Annotated in this window: 17 protein-coding genes and 1 pseudogene; 7 read left to right on the forward strand and 11 right to left on the reverse strand. The window is 70.6% G+C overall.

Going from position 1 to position 17,741, the window contains the following annotated elements; all coding sequences use genetic code 11:
- Nucleotides 1–39: 39 nt before the first annotated feature.
- Nucleotides 40–606, reverse strand: a pseudogene (locus tag AC6JBM_RS33395) (cellulose binding domain-containing protein); the annotation flags it as partial.
- Here AC6JBM_RS33395 and AC6JBM_RS33400 point away from each other — a divergent pair.
- From AC6JBM_RS33400 to AC6JBM_RS33410, 3 genes are all read left to right on the forward strand, one after another.
- The gene (locus AC6JBM_RS33400) at nucleotides 539–739 is read left to right on the forward strand and encodes a hypothetical protein (protein ID WP_497986765.1); all 201 of its coding nucleotides are present in this window, start codon (nucleotides 539–541) and stop codon (nucleotides 737–739) included. The pseudogene AC6JBM_RS33395 and the gene AC6JBM_RS33400 sit on opposite strands and share 68 nt — an antisense overlap.
- Nucleotides 740–820: 81 nt before the next feature.
- On the forward strand, nucleotides 821–1,390 hold the full coding sequence (locus AC6JBM_RS33405; protein WP_497977986.1) for a TetR/AcrR family transcriptional regulator: 570 nt from the start codon (nucleotides 821–823) through the stop codon (nucleotides 1,388–1,390).
- Between the two features lie 89 nt (nucleotides 1,391–1,479).
- Complete coding sequence (locus AC6JBM_RS33410; RefSeq protein WP_497977987.1) at nucleotides 1,480–2,949, forward strand: MFS transporter; 1,470 nt, start codon at nucleotides 1,480–1,482, stop codon at nucleotides 2,947–2,949.
- 46 nt (nucleotides 2,950–2,995) lie between these two features.
- On the opposite strand, the gene AC6JBM_RS33415 is transcribed toward AC6JBM_RS33410, so the two are convergent.
- From AC6JBM_RS33415 to AC6JBM_RS33455, 9 genes are all read right to left on the reverse strand, one after another.
- Nucleotides 2,996–4,150, reverse strand: coding sequence for a golvesin C-terminal-like domain-containing protein (locus AC6JBM_RS33415; RefSeq protein ID WP_497977988.1), 1,155 nt, complete (start codon nucleotides 4,148–4,150; stop codon nucleotides 2,996–2,998).
- Nucleotides 4,150–5,385 carry a BNR-4 repeat-containing protein gene (locus tag AC6JBM_RS33420; RefSeq protein WP_497977989.1) on the reverse strand — a complete coding sequence of 412 codons (1,236 nt, stop codon included), beginning with the start codon at nucleotides 5,383–5,385 and terminating at the stop codon, nucleotides 4,150–4,152. The genes AC6JBM_RS33415 and AC6JBM_RS33420 overlap by 1 nt, the downstream gene beginning before the upstream one ends.
- Before the next feature lie 46 nt (nucleotides 5,386–5,431).
- Nucleotides 5,432–6,025 (reverse strand): bifunctional 4-hydroxy-2-oxoglutarate aldolase/2-dehydro-3-deoxy-phosphogluconate aldolase, encoded by a 594-nt coding sequence (locus AC6JBM_RS33425; RefSeq protein ID WP_497977990.1) that lies wholly within the window; start codon nucleotides 6,023–6,025, stop codon nucleotides 5,432–5,434.
- The gene (locus AC6JBM_RS33430) at nucleotides 6,022–6,747 is read right to left on the reverse strand and encodes an SDR family NAD(P)-dependent oxidoreductase (RefSeq protein WP_497977991.1); all 726 of its coding nucleotides are present in this window, start codon (nucleotides 6,745–6,747) and stop codon (nucleotides 6,022–6,024) included. The genes AC6JBM_RS33425 and AC6JBM_RS33430 overlap by 4 nt, the downstream gene beginning before the upstream one ends.
- Nucleotides 6,748–6,855: 108 nt before the next feature.
- Nucleotides 6,856–8,136: an extracellular solute-binding protein gene (locus AC6JBM_RS33435; protein WP_497977992.1), complete on the reverse strand. Its 1,281-nt coding sequence runs from the start codon at nucleotides 8,134–8,136 to the stop codon at nucleotides 6,856–6,858.
- 253 nt (nucleotides 8,137–8,389) lie between these two features.
- Nucleotides 8,390–9,277, reverse strand: a complete 888-nt coding sequence (locus AC6JBM_RS33440) for a carbohydrate ABC transporter permease (protein ID WP_497977993.1) — start codon at nucleotides 9,275–9,277, stop codon at nucleotides 8,390–8,392.
- Complete coding sequence (locus AC6JBM_RS33445; RefSeq protein WP_497977994.1) at nucleotides 9,274–9,831, reverse strand: hypothetical protein; 558 nt, start codon at nucleotides 9,829–9,831, stop codon at nucleotides 9,274–9,276. Before AC6JBM_RS33445 ends, AC6JBM_RS33440 begins: the two co-directional genes overlap by 4 nt.
- On the reverse strand, nucleotides 9,828–10,751 hold the full coding sequence (locus tag AC6JBM_RS33450; protein ID WP_497977995.1) for a carbohydrate ABC transporter permease: 924 nt from the start codon (nucleotides 10,749–10,751) through the stop codon (nucleotides 9,828–9,830). The genes AC6JBM_RS33445 and AC6JBM_RS33450 overlap by 4 nt, the downstream gene beginning before the upstream one ends.
- 326 nt (nucleotides 10,752–11,077) lie before the next feature.
- Nucleotides 11,078–11,905 carry an IclR family transcriptional regulator gene (locus tag AC6JBM_RS33455; RefSeq protein ID WP_497977996.1) on the reverse strand — a complete coding sequence of 276 codons (828 nt, stop codon included), beginning with the start codon at nucleotides 11,903–11,905 and terminating at the stop codon, nucleotides 11,078–11,080.
- A gap of 401 nt (nucleotides 11,906–12,306) precedes the next feature.
- On the opposite strand from AC6JBM_RS33455, the gene AC6JBM_RS33460 reads away from it, so the two are divergent.
- The 4 genes from AC6JBM_RS33460 to AC6JBM_RS33475 are packed head-to-tail and all read left to right on the forward strand — an operon-like array spanning nucleotide 12,307 to nucleotide 16,924.
- Nucleotides 12,307–13,449 carry a mandelate racemase/muconate lactonizing enzyme family protein gene (locus AC6JBM_RS33460; protein WP_497977997.1) on the forward strand — a complete coding sequence of 381 codons (1,143 nt, stop codon included), beginning with the start codon at nucleotides 12,307–12,309 and terminating at the stop codon, nucleotides 13,447–13,449.
- On the forward strand, nucleotides 13,446–14,339 hold the full coding sequence (locus tag AC6JBM_RS33465; RefSeq protein ID WP_497977998.1) for a dihydrodipicolinate synthase family protein: 894 nt from the start codon (nucleotides 13,446–13,448) through the stop codon (nucleotides 14,337–14,339). The genes AC6JBM_RS33460 and AC6JBM_RS33465 overlap by 4 nt, the downstream gene beginning before the upstream one ends.
- The gene (locus AC6JBM_RS33470) at nucleotides 14,336–15,622 is read left to right on the forward strand and encodes a sugar kinase (protein WP_497977999.1); all 1,287 of its coding nucleotides are present in this window, start codon (nucleotides 14,336–14,338) and stop codon (nucleotides 15,620–15,622) included. The genes AC6JBM_RS33465 and AC6JBM_RS33470 overlap by 4 nt, the downstream gene beginning before the upstream one ends.
- A gap of 12 nt (nucleotides 15,623–15,634) precedes the next feature.
- Nucleotides 15,635–16,924 (forward strand): methyl-accepting chemotaxis protein, encoded by a 1,290-nt coding sequence (locus AC6JBM_RS33475; protein ID WP_497978000.1) that lies wholly within the window; start codon nucleotides 15,635–15,637, stop codon nucleotides 16,922–16,924.
- 216 nt (nucleotides 16,925–17,140) lie between these two features.
- Here the strand turns inward: AC6JBM_RS33475 and AC6JBM_RS33480 are convergent, their stop codons facing one another.
- Nucleotides 17,141–17,713 carry a TetR/AcrR family transcriptional regulator gene (locus AC6JBM_RS33480; RefSeq protein ID WP_497978001.1) on the reverse strand — a complete coding sequence of 191 codons (573 nt, stop codon included), beginning with the start codon at nucleotides 17,711–17,713 and terminating at the stop codon, nucleotides 17,141–17,143.
- Between the last annotated feature and the right edge of the window lie 28 nt (nucleotides 17,714–17,741).

The following is a 17,741-nucleotide window of genomic DNA, read 5'->3' on the forward strand; positions in this document are numbered from 1 at the left end:
GGCGGCGACGCCCGACCAGGAGAAGCTGTACGGCGCCGAGGTGTCGGTGCCCAGCAGCGTCGAGCCGTTGTAGAACTCGACCTTGGCGACCGTGCCGTCGGCGTCGGCGGCGCTGGCGGCGATGGCGACCGTCGCCGGAGCGGCGAAGGAGGCGTTGGCGGCCGGGCTCGTGATGCTCACGGTCGGCGCCTGGTTGGTGGTGGTGCCGCCGTTGCAGGCGACGCCGTTGAGGGTGAACGCGCTCGGGACCGGGTTGGCGGTGGTCCACGAGCCGTTGAAGCCGAACGAGACCTTGCCCCCGCTGGGGACGGCCCCGTTGTAGCTCTCGTTCTTGGCGGTGACGTGGGTGCCGGAGACGGTCGGGACGGCCTGCCACATCTGCTGGATGCCCTGGCCGGCGACGAAGTCCCAGCCGAGGTTCCAGCTGGTGAGCGCGTCCCCGGTGTTGGTGAGCTCGACGGAGGCGCCGAAGCCACCCGGCCACTGGTTGGTCACGGTGTACTGCACGCCGCAGCCGGCCGCGGCGAGCGCCGGTTGCATGACGGCGATCGCGCCGCCGGTTGCCGCGACAGCGGCGATCGAGACGATGGCGAGTTTTCGCCTCATCCTGGTGCTCCTACTCGACGGGGAGGTGGGCTGGTGTTCTGGCGCGATCAACCTGCGCGGGAGCGCTCCCGGGCGTCAACAACTGTTTGGCACGACGGCGTTCCACCTGCGTGAGGCCCCGCTCACCGCGTGAAACTTTCGGTGTGGCGCCGTTCACACAAGTGGTGTACGAAACGGTTTCGTTTCGCTTGCGGGACGCGGTACGTTCGAGCACGTGACCACCGCGACGAGGGCCGACCGGCGCGCAGCCATCTGCGAGGCCGTCTTCGAGCTGCTCGGCGAGGTCGGCTACGACCGGATGACGATGGACGCCGTGGCGGCGCGGGCCCGCGCGAGCAAGGCGACCATCTACCGCGGCTGGCCCAGCAAGCCGGAGCTGGTCATGGAGGCGATCGAGCACCGGTTCGGCGGGTCGATGGAGCCCCCCGACACCGGCTCGCTGCGCGGCGACCTGCTCGCCCAGCTCGGGGCCGTGTGCGCGGCGGCCGAGGGGGCCGACGGCGCGGTGTTCACGGGGCTGCTGACGGCGGCGACGCACAACGCGGAGCTGGCCGAGTGCCTGTTCCGGTGTGCGTACTCCACCAAGCACTCGATGTACGAGGCGATGCTCCGGCGCGCGCAACAGCGGGGCGAGGTCGCTCCCGGCACCACCGCCGAACTGCTGCACGAGGTGCTGCACGCCATGGTCACGAGCCGGCGCATGTGGCAGAACGGGCCCCTGGACCGGGCCTTCGTGGAGCGGCTCATCGACGGCGTCCTGATTCCCATGCTCACGCGGTCCTGACTCTTCCCCTTTTTTTGCCCTGGAGGCTGGCTCTCATGGCGAACGATGCTGCCCTTTCACCGGACATATCCGTTAAATCATCTTCTTTGGTGCCCCCTGATCCGCGGCGCTGGCTCGCGCTCACGGTCATCGCGGTCGCCCAGCTCATGGTGGTGCTCGACGCGACGATCGTGAACATCGCGCTGCCGTCGGCCCAGGAGGCCCTGCACATCTCGACCGCCGACCGGCAGTGGATCGTCACGGCGTACACGCTCACCTTCGGCGGCCTGCTCCTGCTCGGCGGCCGGATCGCGGACTTCTTCGGCCGCAAGCGGACGTTCCTCATCGGCCTGCTCGGCTTCGCGGGCGCCTCGGCCCTGGGCGGCGCCGCGGTGAACGCGGGCACCCTGTTCGCCGCCCGCGGCCTGCAGGGCCTCTTCGGCGCCCTGCTCGCCCCGGCCGCACTGTCGCTCATCACCGTCACGTTCACCGAGGCCAAGGAGCGCGCGAAGGCCTTCGGCGTCTTCGGCGGCATCTCCGGCGGCGGCGCCGCGATCGGCCTGCTCGCGGGCGGCGTGCTGACCGAGTACGCGGACTGGCGCTGGTGCCTGCTGGTGAACATCCCGATCGCGGTGCTCGCCTTCGCCGCGGCCGTCCCGCTGGTGCGGGAGAGCAAGGCGTCGGGCGACACCCGCTACGACATCCCCGGTGCCGTGCTGGCCACCGCGGGCCAGGTCGCCCTCGTCTACGGCTTCACCAAGGCCGCGACCGACGGCTGGAGCTCGGGGGTGACCGTCGGCTGGCTCGCCGCCGCGGTGGTCCTGCTCGGCGCGTTCCTGTTCTGGGAGGCGCGCACCGCCCACCCGCTGCTGCCGCTGCGCGTGCTGTTCGACCGCAACCGGGGCGCCTCCTACCTGGTGTCGATCCTGCTCGGCGCCGGCATGCTGGGCATGTTCCTGTTCATGACGTTCTACCTGCAGCAGACCATGGGCTGGTCGGCGCTGAAGAGCGGCGTGGCGTACATGCCGTTCTCGGGCGGCATCATCGCCGCCGCCGTGATCGCGTCCCGCCTGCTGCCCCGCACCGGCCCGAAGGTCCTGATGGCGGTCGGCGGCGCGCTCGCCACCGCGTCGATGGTCTGGCTGACGCGGCTCGACCTCGACTCGAGCTACGCGGTGCACATCCTGCCGTCGTTCATCGCCATGAGCCTGGGCATGGGCCTGGTCTTCGTCCCGCTCTCGAGCCTCGCGCTGTCCGGCGTGGCCAACCACGACGCGGGCGTGGCGAGCGCGATGGTGAACACGACGCAGCAGGTCGGCGGCTCCCTCGGCACCGCGCTGCTGAACACCATCTTCACCACGGCGGTGACCGGCTACGTGACCGGCCACGCGGCCTCGGCGGCCTCGGGCGGCGCGCAGCTGCTGCAGGCCCATGCGGCGATCCACGGGTACAACGTCGCCTTCACGGCCAGCGCGGTCCTGCTCGCCGTGGCGACGGTGGTCGTGATCGCCATGGTGCGCAACCCGGCCCCGGACCGTACGACGGAGACCACCGAGGCGGCCCCGGTCCACTTCGGCTGACCGTCGCGCTCCGCCCGGGCCACGCGGCCCGGGCGGAGCACCGTCGTCAGACGCGGACGAACTTCACCGCGTCGGCCCGGGCGCAGCCGGTGCCGGAGCTGGTCAGCCGCACCGAGCCCGCGGTGCCGGCGGCGAACGCGTAGGTGCCGAGGCTGACCCAGCCCGACGAGCCCGTGGTGCCGTTCACCGTCGTGGTCGACACGGTGCCGCCGTGGGTCACGTCCAGGCGGGTGGCCGGGTCGCTGTTGGTGGCGGCGAGCTTGTAGTAGTACACCTGGTAGTCGCCTGAGGCGCGCAGATTCGGACGCCACGTGGCGGTGTTTCCCGCACTGCCACAGGCCGAGTAGCGGGTCGGCGAGGCGACCGTGAAGCCGGTCAGGGTCGACGCCGACCAGGTGCCGGTCTCCGAGTAGCCGTAGGCCGCGGGGCCGTCGTTGTCGACGTAGTAGTCCTTCTGCCAGTACTTGACGTAGTCGAACTGGACGGTCGCCGGGAGCTTCGCCGCGTCGGGGACGGAGCCGTAGGCGATGCTCGTGAGCCAGATGTTCGTGTAGTCGTGCGTCCAGTCGCTCGGCAGGTAGGGCGCGGTGTAGGCGAGCACACCGTCCACATAGAACTTCGCGCTCGTCTCCGACCAGTCCAGGCCGTACGTGTGCCAGTCGCGGGTGTCCACCGTGGAGCTGTTGTAGGTGGTGCCGTACGACTTGCCGGCCGAGACGCCGCTGCCCTTCCACGTCAGCACGCCGTGGTGGATGCGGTTCGGCGTGATCGAGTCGATCTCGAACGCGTCGATCTCGGTGCGCTGCGAGGCCGGGAACGTGGTCGAGCCGTCGCCCGACATGATCCAGAAGCTGCTGTGCCAGCCCGCGCCGTCGTTGAGCTTCGCGCGGGTCTCGTAGTAGCCGTACCGCAGCGCCTGCTTGGAGACGACCCCGCCGCCGGTGTAGTCCTTGCCGCCGAAGGTCTCCTTCCGCAGGGCGATGTTCAGGGAGCCGCCGCTCTCGGAGACGTTCTCCGGCCGCTGGGTGCTGTAGGCCTTGCTGTCGGTGCGGTAGTTCCACTTCGCGGTGTCCACTGTTGTCGCGTTGAACTCGTCGGCGAACACGAGCGTCCAGCCGGTACCGCTCGGATCTGCATGCGCGACGGCGGCGGGGGTCAGGACGAGGGCGGCGGCGACGGTGACGATGGTGAGGCGGCGCATCAGTTCCTCCCGTAGTAGAGCCGGAGGTTGGTCAGGTCGACGAGGTAGAGCACGTCTCCCTGGGTGGCGGATCGTTCGACCGCGAAGCGGGTGATGGGCAGGCCGGGGGCCACGGCGGCGGCGGTCCAGGCGGTGCCGGGCTTCGTGGCGACGTACATGCCGCCGGTCGTGGTGGTGTAGTAGACCCGCTTGCCGTCGCCGGTCCAGGTGATGTCGACGGCCGCGCTCGTCTGTGCCTGGTCGTACACGGTTTCGCGCTGCCAGGCTCCGTTCGTGTACGCATAGCGCACCATGAAGATGTCGTTCTTGCGGTAGCGGTACGCGACCTTCGGCGACGTGCCGTCCAGCGTCAGCTTGGCGCTCTGCACGGCCGGGCCGGTGCCGTCGTTGCCCTGGTAGACCTCGCCCGCCTCGATGGGCTGGATGACGTCCGCGGTGCCGGTGCTCACGGGCACGGTGACGGACGCTCCACTGTGGTCGGTGAAGGCGCCGGTCGCCGGGTGGTACACGAGGTAGCTGAGCTGGTGGCGGAACGCGGTCGCGGGCCAGAGCCCCCACTCCCACAGGATGTGCAGGTTGCCGGCCGTGTCGAACTGGAGGTCGTCGGGGTACACGGCCCGGTTGGCACTCTCGGCGAAGACCGCGACGCGGGTCCAGGCCGAGGCGGCGTTGTTCCAGCGGTACAGCCGCCCGGAGCGGCCCGCGGACTGGACGCCGTCGAGGCGCGCGATGAGGTACAGGTCGCCGTTGGGGGCGGTGGTGAGCACCGGGTAGGTGACGCCGATCCCTTGGTCCGGCAGGTCGGCGCTGTGCAGCGTGGGGTTGCCGCCGACGGTGTCGGAGCGGAAGTACCGCCACGCGTTGTTGTGCATGCTGGCGAACACGTGGAACCGGCCGCTGCCGTCGCGCGCGACGGACGGCTGGTTGTGCCCGTCGTCGTCGGTGTACTCGGCCTGCGCGTTGCCGTTCATGACGGGCAGTTTCGTCCACGTTCCGGCGCCGTCGCGGCGCGCGATCGCGACCTTGTGGGTGCCGGCCTGGGATCCGGGTTCGTTGAAGGCCAGGTAGGCGTAGGCGTTGTAGGTGTCCAGCGGGGACCACCAGGCGGCCTGGTTCGAGCTGTCGATCGGGTACGGCACCTGCGTGATCGTGGCCGGGGCGGCGCTCGCCGGCGGGGCGGCGAGGGTGGTGGCGGCCAGGGCGGTGACGGCGAACAGAGTGGCGGCTCTTCGCATGGGACCTTCCTTGGTCAGGGTGTGCTGGGGACCCCTCTTCTTTTTGTCAGGGCGTGCTGAGGACCTCCAGGAGTGGGGCGAGGCCGCCCTCGCGGGTGACCGCGCCGCCGACGCCGAGGGCCCCCGCGCCCGCGGCGAGGTAGTCGCGGGCGTTGTGGGCGCCGACCCCGCCGGTCGCGACGAACCGGGCCTCGGGGAACGGGCCGCGCATCTCGCGCAGCCAGCCCGGGCCGAGCGAGCCGGCCGGGAACGCCTTGAGCCAGCCGCAGCCGGCGTTGAGCGCGTGGTGCACCTCGGAGGCGGTGGCGACCCCGGGCAGGTGCGGCAGCCCGGCGTCGTGGCTGGCCCGCACGACGTCGAGGTCGAGCCCGGGCGAGACGGTGAACCGGGCCCCCGCCGCGGCCGCCTGGGCGACGTGCTCGGCGCTGCGCACCGTGCCGGCCCCGACGAGCGCCCCGGCCGGCGCGGCGTCCGCGAGCGCCCGCAGGCAGTCGAGGGCCTCCGCGTTCTGGATCGGCACCTCGACGACGCCGAGGCCGCTGTCCCACACCGCCCGCGCGAGCTCCAGGGCCCGCGCCACCGGCACGCCGCGGAGGATGGCGACCAGCGGCCGTCCGTGCAGCAGCTCGTCGAACGTCATGACGATCCTTCCTGGAGTGGGGGCAGGCCGAGCTTGGCTCGCGGGCCGGGGCGTAGCAGTGCGGCGGTCTGGGCCGCGCTGGCGCCGCCGTCGAGGACGAGTTCGGTCCCGGTGAGGTAGGGGGCGGACAGGGCGTAGGACACCGCGGCGGCGATGTCGCCGGGTGTGCCGAGGCGCTGGGTTTCTGCGAGGCGGGCGAGGTCGTCCGGGTCGGTGAGCCGGGTCTCGGTGTCGGGGGTGCGGACCCAGGCGGGGGTGATGGTCACGGCGCGGATGTCGTACCGGCGGTAGTCCACGGCGAGCTGGCGGGTGAACGCGGCGAGGGCGGCCTTGGAGGCGCTGTAGGCCGGCAGGCCCGGGAAGTGGCGGGTGGCGTGGATGGAGCCGATGGTGATGATGACGCCGTGGCGCTGCTCGATCATGCCGGGCAGGACGGCGCGGGCGCACAGGAACGCGGAGGTGACGTTGGTGTCCAGGACGTGGTGCCAGTCGGCGAGGGTGGTCTCGTGCACCGGTGCCCCGGTGGTGACCCCGGCGCAGTGCACCAGGGCCGCCACCGGGCCGATGCCGCCGAGCGCGGCCGCGACGCCGTCCTCGGTCGTGAGGTCGCCGTCGCCGCGGTCGACGCCGTGGACGTCGAAGCCGTCGGCGGCGAGCCGGGCCGCGACCGCCTTGCCGATCCCGCCGGCCGCGCCCGTCACCACCGCCTTGCTGCTGCTCACGTTCTGCCCCTGCTCACGTTCTGCCTCTGCTTACACGGTTAGGTCGCTCATCCAGTCGCGGGCCTCTGCTCACCTGATGAGGTCGCTCATCCGGTCGCTGGCCCATGCTCACTTGATGAGGTCGTTCATCCGGTCGCGGGCCGAGGTGAGCGCCTCCTTGACCTGCTTCTTGCCGATGAGGATCGACTGCACCTCCTCGGCGAGCACCTTCTCCATCTGGGAGAACTGCGGATACACCCAGAACGGGCTCGCGCTGGAGTTCGCGCCGATCTGCGCGGTGAACTCGGTCGCGAACTTGTCGTTCTTCACCGCCGCGTCCGCCAGCCCCGCATTGGTCGTCGGCGGCAGCCCGGTCTTGGTGAACCAGTCGACGGTGTAGCCCTTGTCGGTGGTGACGGTCTTGGCGAAGTTCGCGGCGGCGGCCGCGCCGGGGCCGTTCATGACCGCGATGACCTGCCCCCAGGCAAGGTGCCGCGGCTTGTCACCGGCGTTCTTCACCGGCCGCGCAACGGGGGTCATCTTGGTCCCGAGGTCTTTGTCCGGCGATGACTTGGCGACCGTCGCTTTACCGCCGATCGCGTCCTCGTAGAACGCGGTCTTACCCTGCGACATGAGCGCCCGCGCATCGACCCGGTTCACGTCCGGCGCGATCAGCTTCTGGTCATACAGCTTCTTGTACCAGGTCAACGCCTCGACACTGCCATCGTCCCCGATCACCACCTTGTTGTCCTGCACGATCGGCGACCCGAACTCCCACATCCACGGAATGACGTCCTTGAGCTGATCCACCTTCGTCATACCCGCCCACGGCACGATCCCGTTCCCGAGACCCTTCACCGCCATGAGCGCCGCCTCGAACTCCGCGACCGTCTTCGGCGGAGCCGTGACCCCGGCCCTGGTGAGCAACTCGTTGTTCGCGATCAGGCCGATACCCGCGAACGTCCACGGCAGCCCGTACTGCGTGCCCTTCGACTGCCCGAGGCTCAGCGCCGCCGGGGCATAGTCGAGCCCGCTCGCGACACTCTTGAGGTCGAGCAGCTTGCCGGTGGCCGCGAGCGTGGCCAGCCAGGCGACGTCGAGCTGGATCGCGCCCTTGAGCTGCCCGCCCTGCACCTGCAGGAGCAGCTGGTTCAGGTAGTCGTTGTAGGGGTACGACGGCGTGGTGATCTTGGTCCCGGCGTTCGCCGCCGTGTACTTGTCGATGGCGTCCTGCATCGGCTGCTTCGTGACGGCCTCGTTGTAGGACCAGGACGTCAGCGGGAACTCCTTCACCCCGTCGTCCTTGAGGCCCTCGGTGCCGGCCGGGGTGGGCGCCTGCGTGGACGGGGCGCAGGCGGCGAGCGTCGACACGCCGATGGCGCTCAGCAGCGCGCGGCGGGTGATGTTCATGTGCGACTCCGTTGCTTTCTTGGGGGTGTCCTTTTGGGGGTTCAGCCCTTCACAGCGCTGCGACTCTGTTCGTTTGCTGCGGGATGTCTTCGGGTTCAGCCCTTCACGGGACCGCGTTGCTCTTCGGGGGGATGTCCTTTGCGGAGTTCAGCCCTTCACAGCGCTGCGACTCTGTTGCTTTGCTGCGGGATGTCTTCGGGTTCAGCCCTTCACGGGACCGCGTTGCTCTTCAGGGGGATGTCCTTTGCGGGGTTCAGCCCTTCACAGCGCCGGCGGTGAGGCCGGCGACCAGATAGCGCTGCAGAACGGTGAAGCCGATGACGACGGGAAGAGAAACGACGAGCGAGGCGGCCATCAGGTCCGGCCAGGCGGTCTCGAACTCGCCGAGGAACGTGTTCACCAGACCCGGCGGCAGCGTCTGCTTGTCCGGACCGGCGAGCGTGAGCGCGAAGATGAAGTCGTTCCAGCCCCGGATGAACGCGAACAACCCCGTCGCCACCAACCCCGGCAGCGACACCGGCAACAGAATCCGATGGATGATCGCGCCCTGCCCGGCCCCGTCGACCTTCGCGGCCTCGATCAGCTCATCCGGGATCGTGTCGAAGAAGCCCTTCAGCATCCACACGCACAACGGCAGCGTGAACGTCGTGAAGGACAGGATCAGCGCGAGGTACGAGTTGAGCAGCCCGGCCTGACTGAACACCAGATAGAGCGTGATGAGCAGCAGGGCCTGCGGGAACATCTGCGAGGCGAGCACCAGGTACATGAGCGAGCGGCGGCCGCGGTACCGGAACTTCGCGAAGGAGTAGCCGGTGTAGGCGGACACGATGACGGTCAGCACCGCGGTGATCGCCGAGACGATCAGGGAGTTCAGCAGGTACTTGAGCAGTTTCGGGTTCTCGAAGATGCTGCCGAAGTGCTCGAACGTGATGTGGTCGGGGAAGAAGTGCGGCGGGAAGCGGAACACGTCCTGGGTCGGGGTGAGCGCCGTGACCAGCACCCAGTAGATCGGTCCGAACGCGAACACGCCGATGATCGCGACGGTGGTCGCGGCGAGCAGCGTGCGCGGGCGGCGCGGCTTGCGCAGGTCCGGCACCACCGCCGGGGCGGGGTCGGTCCGGACGAGTTCCTGCACGGTCATGCGCGCTCACTCCGCTCGAACGAACAGACTTGGACGGTCGCGGCGGTGCTCACGACCAGCGACACGCGCGGCCTGCGCCGGTTGCGCTGCTTGCTCGGCTCGCGCGTTTCCGGCCTTGTTGCCGTGCGCGGCTTGCGCGCTTCCGGCCCTGTCGTCATGCGCGGCTTGCGCGCTTCCGGCAGGCCACCGCTAGCCGCCGACGCCGCCGCGGTGTACGTCTTGCGCGTTTCCAGCAGGCCGTCGTTCACCGCTGGCCCCATCGCGGTGCGCGTCTTGCGCGCCAGCAGGCCGCCGCTCACCGCCGGCTCGGTCGCGATGCGCGTCTTGCACGTTTCCAGCTCGTTCCTCATGCGCGACCTGCGCGCTTCCGGCACGCCACCGCTCGCCACCGACTCCGCCGCGGCGCGCGTCTTGCGCATTTCCGGTAGGCCACCGCTCGCCAGCGACTCCACAACGGTGCGCGCCTTGCGCATTTCCGGTAGGCCACCGCTCACCGCTGACTCCACTACGGTGCACGGCTTGGGCGTTTCGTGCACGAACTCCTGCACGGTCATGCACGCTCCCCCCGCTCGGACAGGCGCACGTACACGACGGTCAGCACGAGGATGAGCACCAGCCAGAGGGCACCGAGCGCGCTCGCGTTACCGAGGTCGAAGGCCTTGAACGCGGTGTCGTACACGGCAACCGCAAACGTCGTCGTCGAACCGGCCGGACCACCACCGGTGAGCACATAGATCATGTCGAAGTGCTGCACATTCCAGATCACCTCGAGCAGCACGACAATCCCGAGAATCCCGCGCAGATGCGGCAGCGTCACATGCCAGAACCGCGCCACAGCACCCGCACCGTCCAGCGCCGCGGCCTCATGCAGCGCCGACGGCACCGTCTGCAGACCCGCCAGCAGCATCACCATGATCCACGGAAAGCTCGCCCAGCTCTTGGCCACGATGATCGCCGCCATCGCGGTGCCCGGCTGGCCGAGCCAGGTGATCGGTTCGTCCGTCAGGTGCAGCGTGGTGAGCAGCCCGTTGAGCAGGCCGTAGTTCGCGTTGAAGATCCAGAGCCAGATGAACGACACGACCACGCCGGGGATGACCCACGGCATCAGGAACAGGCCGCGGAGCACGGCCCGCCCGCGGAGGCGCGTGTTGAGCGCGAGGGCGAGGGCGAGGCCGACGACCACCGGCACGACCGTCGAGCCGACCGTGAACACGATGGTGTGGCCGAGAACGGGCCAGAAATTCTGGTGCAGGACCGCGCTGAAGTTGTCGAGCCCGACGAACGAGCGGCCCGGGAGCACGAGGCTCTGTTTGAACATGCTCGTACTGAGCGCGCCGATGAGCGGATACAACACCACGGCGCCGAGCAGCGCGAGGGCCGGAAGCGTGAGGAGCAACCCGAACGTACGGTCCTTCAGCCCGTGCCCGCCCTCACCGAGCCGCTGCGCGGGCGCGGCTTCTGCACGTTCACTCATCGCGCCGCCCTCATTCGTGCACCAATCCCACGGCGGCCGAAGTCTGCACGTTCACTCATCGCGCCGCCCCCGTTCGTGCACCAATCCCGCGGCGGCCGACGTCTGCACGTTCACTCATCGCGCCGCCTCCGTTCCTGCACAGATCCCGCGGCGGCCGAAGTCTGCACGTTTCACTCATCGCGCCGCCTCCGTTCCTGCACCGTTCGCTCATTGCGCCGCCCCCATTCGTGCACCGATCCCGCGGCGGCCGAAGTCTGCGCGTTCACGCATGACGGCTTGCCCGATCGCGCACCGGCACGCCGGCGGCCGAGTTTCCGCACGCTCGCTCATCGCGGGTCGTCCGTTCGCGCCATGCTCGCGGGGAAGGCGCCTTGGTGGCCGGGGCCCACATAGCCGAGGCCGATGCTGATCGAGTCCGCGGCCTCGATGACGCTGCGGGCCAGGTCGGACTCGCGGTTCGGCAGGTCGATCGCCGACAGCGGGCCGGAGACGGACAGGGCCGCGGTCACGCCGCCGGTCGCGTCGCGGATCGGCGCCGCGAGGCAGGCCCGGCCCAGCGCCAGCTCCTCGATCTCGGAGAAGTACCCGCGCGCGAGCGACTTCTTGATCTCGGCGTCGAGGGCGTCGTGGTCGGTGATGGTCCTGGGGGTGTACGACATCAGGAATGGGCCCGGGAGCACCTCCCGGCGCTCCCCCGGCTCGACGCCGCTGAGCAGCGCCTTGCCCAGGCCCGTGGCGTGCAGCGGGTTGTGCTGCCCGGCGAGGGTGAACGAGCGCGGCGCCTGCCGGCCCTCGAAGTTGAGCAGGTAGAACAGGCGCATGTCGCGGCGGACGGCGACGTTGACGCCAAGGCCGACCTCGGCCGCGAGGTTCTGCGCGATCTGGCGCGCCTCGCGGTGCACGGGGTGGGCGTTGAGCACGGCGCCCCCGAGGCTCACCGTGTCCAGGCCCAGACGGTAGAGGCCGCTGATCGGGTCGCGGTCGACGAAGCCGGCCGCCTCCAGGGTCCCCAGCAGCCGCGAGGCCGTGGAGAGGCCGAGGTCGGCGAGCTTGGCGACGTCGGAGACGCGCAGCTCACTCCGGCCGGTGGTGAACACCCGCAGGACCGTGAGCGCGCGGTCGACGCTCTGGTTGCTTCCGGCATCCGCTGCCATCGGGCCCTCTCTCGGGGGTCTGCTGATCTGCTTGGTTGCGCTCGCTCACGCAGGCGCGTTTCTTTGTGCGCGCGGTGACGCTCACTCGTGCAAGTGCCACCGGTCCCGCCCGGTCGCATTCACCTTCGCGCGGGCGTGCGCATCCGGTGGGACGCACCCGCTCGCGCGAAGGTCCTGCCAGACGTCGCTCGGCTCACGAGAAGTTCCGGGCCGGGCAACGCCCGCCCTCGCGAGGGGTCCTGCCGAGTGGCGCTCGCCCTCGCGAGGGGTTGTGCTGGGTAACACCCCGTCCACCCGAGAGGCCTTCGTGAGATCTCCCGGTTGACTCTGGAAATTGCTTGCGCGATACGGAAAGATATCCCGCATGTTGCAAGCGGTCAACCGCCATGTGGGGATGCCTTGTGAAGATCGTTGATGTGGCCACCTGGGCGGTGAAGCTGCGCGGCGAGGACGTCTACCTCGGCGCGGCGACCCGGGAGGCCTCGGACCGCCCGTACTATCAGCGCCCGCCCTGGCGCAGCCTCTACTCGGACCGCTACGAGACCATGATCGTGCGGCTGACCTGCGACGACGGCACCGTCGGGTGGGGCGAGTGCCTGGCTCCGGTCGGCCCTGAGGTACCCCAGGCGATCGTCGACCGGCTCCTCGCCCCGGTCCTGCTGGGCGCCGACCCACGCCCGGTGCGACCGCTCTGGGCGAGGCTGTCCGGACTCATGCGCGAGCGCGGGCACCTCGGCGGGCACCAGGCCGACGCGCTCGCCGCCGTGGACGTCGCGCTGTGGGACCTGGCCGGAAAGGCGGCCGGGATGCCGGTGTACGCCCTGCTCGGCGGCGCTTTCCGGGACACCGTCCCGACCTACGTGTCGGGCCTTCCGGTGCCGGACGACGAGGCCCGGACCGCACTCGCCCGCAACTGGCTTGCACAGGGCGCAACTCGCGTGAAGCTGCACCTCGGACACGGGGTCGAGCGCGACCTCGCGACCTACGACGCCGTGGCCGCCACCGGGATGACGGTCGCCGTGGACGCGCACTGGGCGTACGACCTGGCCGATGCCCTCCGGCTCGGGCGCGCCCTGGATGAGCGGGGGGCCTGGTTCCTCGAGGCGCCGCTGGTCCCGGAGGACCTCGAGGCCCACCGCGAACTCGCGGCCGCTCTGACCACGCCGGTGGCGGTCGGTGAGGCGTTGCGACATCGGTACGAATTCCGGCTCTGGCTGCAGAATCGAGCACTCGACCTTGCACAACCGGACATCGGCCGGACCGGCATCACCGAGGCGATGGCGATCGCCGAGGTCGCCGCGGCCTTCCACGTGCCGGTCGCGCCGCATCACTCGGTCGGGCTCGGCGTGGTCCTGGCCGCGGGCCTGCACGTGGCCGCCGCGATCGAGGCGATGCCGGCCTTCGAGTTCCAGCCCGGCCCCTTCCCGGTCGCGAACCGCATCCTGACCGCCCCGCTCGCCGGCGGCCCCGGCTCGTTCCCGCTCCCGACGGCCCCCGGACTCGGGGTCGACGTCGACATCAGTGCTCTCGTGGAGGATCAGTGACCCGCTCGTCCGATGTCCGTGGCCTCATTCCGGTGCTCGCCACGCCGTTCCAGCCCGGCGGCGCGCTCGATGTGGACAGTCTGCGCCGTCTGATTGCGTTCTCCGTGTCCGCCGGCGTCGACGGAGTGGCCGTGTTCGGCTTCGCGAGCGAGGGCTTCTCCCTGAGCGCGGCGGAGCGGCAGCAGATTCTGGCGGCGGTACTGTCCGAGCTCCCCGACACCACCCCCGTCATCGCCGGCATCTCGGCGACCGGCACCACCGACGCGATCGCGCAGTCTCGCGCCGCGGCTGAGGCCGGGGCCACCGTCGGCATGGTGATCCCGCCGTACATGGTGAAGCCCTCCCCCAGCCAGATCGTCGACTTCTACGGCACCGTGGCCACCGAGGGCGGACTGCCGGTGATGATCCAGGACGCGCCGGCGGCCACCGGCGTGAACCTGCCCGTGCCGCTGATCGTCGAGCTCTCCAAGCTCGACGGCGTCACCTCGGTGAAGATCGAGACCCAGCCGACGGCCCCGAAGCTCGGCAGCGTGGTGGACGCGACCGCCGACGACTTTCTGGTGCTGGGTGGTCAAAACGCACTGTTCGTACTGGACGAATATGCACGCGGCGCCGTGGGCACGATGCCCGCGAGCGAGTTCCCGGACCTCCTCGCCCCGGTCCTGGCCACTTTCACGTCCGGCGACGCCCCGGCCGCCCGCGCCGCCTTCAACCGCCTGCTGCCGCTGATCCGGTTCGGCCTGCAGCCGGGCATCGCGTGGTCGATCCACAAACACGTCCTGCTCCGCCGCGGCGTGATCGCCTCGGCGGCGGTGCGCTCCCCCGCAACCGACGCCGACCCGGCGACCCTCGCGGCGCTGGACGACATCCTCACGGACCTGGGCCTGTGACCCGCGAGCCGGACGCGGCCGGGCCGCGGCCCGGGGAGATCAGCGCTGTTCGCGGTGCTCTGGCCACGGGCGGCGGCCCTGGCACCGCGAGCACCGCGAGCACCGCAAGCAGCGCGAGCACCGCAAGCACCGCGGGCACCGCAAGCACCGCGGGCACCGCAAGCACCGCGATGGCCGTGGGCACCGCAGGCAGCACGGGCGGCGCAGGCACCGCGCAGGGCGCAGGCACCGCAGGCACCGCAGGCACCGCAGGCACCGCAGGCACCGCAGGCACCGGGGCCAACGCTCCCGGCGAGCTCGGGTCTCTTCCGCGCGGGCCTGTCGTCGTCGGGCTCGGCGAGGCGATGGTGCTCTTCCAGCCCGCGAGCGGCGAGTCGCTGTCGTCGTGCGCGGCGACGACGGTCCACGTGGCCGGGGCCGAGCTCAACCTGCTCGCGGCCGTGCGGCGGGCCGGTGTGCGCGCGGCGTTCTGCAGCCGGGTCGGGGCCGACCCGTTCGGGGATCGGGTACTCGCGGCCGCGGCCGCCCTCGGGGTCGAAACCGGGCTCGTCGCGGTCGACGCCGGGCGACCGACCGGGGTCTTCGCCAAGGACGTGCACGACGACGGGGCTCGGCGCGTTTACTACTACCGAGCCGGTTCGGCCGCGTCCGCGATGGACGAAAACGACGCCGAACGCGCACTGAACGCGCAACCCGCGATCATCGCGGTATCCGGACTCACCGCCGCGCTGGGAGACGGACCCCGGCGGGCGGTGGCGCGGCTGGGCCGGGCGCCGGGAGTACGACTGGCTCTGGATCCGAACCTGCGTCCAGGACTGCCGCCGGTGACGGATCTGTTGCGGGAGTTGCTGCCGGTGACCGCGTTTCTGCTGCTCGGAATCGACGAGGCCGGGCCGCTGCTGGGCACCGAGGAGCCGCGCGAGGTGTTCCGGCGGGCCGCGGCGGCCGGGGTGCGCGAGGTGGTGCTGAAGGCCGGGGCGGACGGGTGCTGGTACGCGGGCGCCGACGGCCCGGTGCACATGCCGACAGCCGCAGTGCGCGTTGTGGATCCGGTTGGGGGTGGGGACGCGTTCGCTGGCGCATACCTGGCTGCGCGTTTGTGCAACATCGGCCCCCGCGGCGCGGCGTGGCTCGGCACGCGCTTCGCCGCGGGCGTGATCGCGGCGCCCGGCGATACTGATGGGCTTCCCGAGGCCGCTGATGCCGCGGTACTGGTCGAGGCGGCCCGCCTACAGACGGACTCCGGTCTGCCGATGAAAGTGACAGATCCGATCAGTACGTAGGGGGCCCACACCATGCCCGGAGTGCTCTCCTGGCTCATGCCGAAGGTCAGGCTCAGCGATGCGGCGTTCCGGTCCCGGCATCGAGCGCTGAGCGTGGTGCTGTGGCTGCACCTACCCGTGCTGGTCGTGGTCGCCATCGCCAACGGACACTCCGTCATCGGCGGCCACGTGCAGAACGAGGCCTGGCTTGTCTGGTCGTTCATCGCGAGTGTCGTGTTGTGCGCGATGTGGGGCGGTATCGCGCGTTCGCGCCGCGGCGGCTCCATCGCCGTGTCCCTCGGCATGCTGTTCGCCGCGATGGCGCTCGTGCACGCCGGCAACGGCCTCACCGACCTGCACTTCCACTTCTTCGTCGTGCTCGGCCTGGTCAGCCTGTATCAGGACTGGGTCCCGCTTTTCCTGGGCATCCTGCTCACCGGCGCCCACCACCTGGCGATCGGCATGTCGATGGCCGAGATGGTGTACTCCACGCCGACCGCCCACGCCCACCCGATCTGGTTCTCGCTGCTGCACATCGCGTTCGTGGTGGCGATGTGCGCGACGCAGCTGACGTACTGGCGCTTCGCGGCGGCGGCCGAGGCTGAGGCCGACATCGCGCGCGAGCGGCTCGCGCGCGAGAACCAGGAACAGCTGCGCGCCGCGGCCGAGAGCGCGACGCAGCGCGAGGAGCAGGCCGCGGCGAACGCCGCCGAGCAGGTCGCGCGCAGCGAGCAGCTCGGCCGCCGGCTCGAGACGGTGCTCGCCGACGTCGCCGACGCCGGCGTACGCCTCGGCGCGGAGGCGGGCTCGGCGATGGAGTCGTTCCAGTCCGCGCTCGCCGGGATGAACACGACCGTGCAGGGCGCGGTGCAGGATGTCGATGAGGCGCTCACGGACTCCAACCATGCACGAACGGTCATCGGCGAGCTGGAAACCTCCATCTCCGACATCGCCACCGTCGCCGGCCTGATCCAGGCGGTCGCCGACCAGACGAAGCTCCTGGCGCTGAACGCGACCATCGAGGCGGCGCGGGCGGGCGAGGCGGGCAAGGGCTTCGGCGTGGTCGCGAACGAGGTCAAGGAGCTGGCGGCGCAGACGGCCGCAGCGACGAGCCGCATCGAGACCACGGTCGGCCAGGTCACGGCGGGCGCTTCGGCGGCGGCCTCGGCGGTCGGCGGTGTGGCGGACCGGCTGGGCACCGTGGCCACCGCCCAGCGCGAGGTGGCGGCTTCACTGCACGAACAGACAAACCTGGCCGCAACAACGCGCAGCTCCGTGGCGGCGGCAGCGGAGAAGGTGAGCGCAACCGCGCAGCAGTCCTGACCGCTTCGCCAGTCCTAACATGCGCGCCGTGTACGCACGACGAACCGTCACCTCCTGCCGTGATCCGCGAACTGTCGTTGCCGCGATCGGTTCGGCGGCTTGTGCGCCCGTTGCCGCGATCGGGTCGGCGGCTTGTGCGCCCGCGTGTTCGCCGCGATCGGGCCGCTGCCCTGCCAGGCGAGGATCGCGAACGGGTTGACGTTCTGTGGCGATCGGTTAGCGCTTGGCGGTTCGTTCGTCGGGCTGGACGCCCGCGAGAAGCTGGAAGCACGGGCGCAGTAGGTCGATGGCCTTCTGGGGGTCGACGGTTTCGAGGCCGGCGATTTGCAGGAGGTACCGTTCGATCAGGATCCCGTGCGTGATCGCGTTGATGAGGCCGGCTCGCAGTCTTGCGTCCTCGCCGCTGAGGGCTTCGGCCAGGCGGTCCAGGCGCGGAAGTGCGATCGCGCGGAAGTCCTCGGCGGCGTCGTCGTGGGTGAGCATCGATCGCAGGACCGCCAGGGACGCCACGGGCTCGTGCTCCAGGCGACGGGCCAGGGCCGCGAGGAGCTGCTCAGCCACCTCCTCGGGCGGCCCGGATGGCGGTTCCTCCGATGAGAACCGCGCGACCTTGGCGAACAGCGCCTCCTTCGAGCCGAAATAGTGCATGACCAGGCCGCCGTCCACGCCCGCGGCGGACGCGATCGCGCGGATCGTGGTGCGTTCGTAGCCGAGGTCGGCGAACATCCGGCCGGCCGCCTCCAGGATTCGGGCCTCGGTGTTGCGGCGCTGTTCGGCTCGGGTGGACATGAGTTCATTCTACGGACGTTGACCGAGT

It is taken from the genome of Dactylosporangium thailandense (genome assembly GCF_059739745.1).